The sequence below is a fragment of the Chloroflexota bacterium genome (genome assembly GCA_014360805.1).
Classification (GTDB): domain Bacteria; phylum Chloroflexota; class Anaerolineae; order DTLA01; family DTLA01; genus DTLA01.
In genome coordinates this window covers 5,780-6,240 of record JACIWU010000125.1, presented here as the reverse complement: position 1 = coordinate 6,240, position 461 = coordinate 5,780, and the positions used below count along the sequence as shown (strand labels likewise).

General features: G+C 62.7%; 1 protein-coding gene (cut by a window edge). It reads left to right on the top strand.

What is annotated here, in order from left to right:
- On the top strand, positions 1–461 hold part of the coding region annotated (locus H5T65_13620; protein MBC7260268.1) for a VCBS repeat-containing protein (this coding region is incomplete at its 5' end). The annotated region continues 28 nt past the right edge of the window; 461 of 489 annotated nt are visible.

Below are 461 nucleotides of genomic sequence, written 5' to 3'. Positions count from 1 at the left end.
TTGGCCGCCGGAGATGTGAACGGCGATGGCCGGGCCGAGATCATCCTGGGCGACCGTTCGGCCGATAGGATTTACGTGCTCAACATGTATGGTACTGTGCTCGCCAGTTTCCCCCTGGATTTTGAAGGGCATGACGGTTTGACCACGGGGGACATCAACGGGGACGGCAGGGCCGAGATCATCCACGGCGACCGCGACAACTGGATTCGCGCCTTTGACATGAACGGGAACAAGATATGGGAGTTTGCCGCGGACTTTGAGCAGGGCGACGGGCTGGCCGCCGGCGACGTGGATGGCGATGGCCGCGCCGAGATCATCCTGGGCGACCGGGGCGACTATATCCGCATCTTCCACGCTGCCGAGGGGACAGGGCGCAGCACGGCGGTTTCCACGCGAATGGACTACCCTTCGGTCTGGCTGGCGTCGCTGGTCAAGAAGATGTTGCGCCCCAACAACGATCG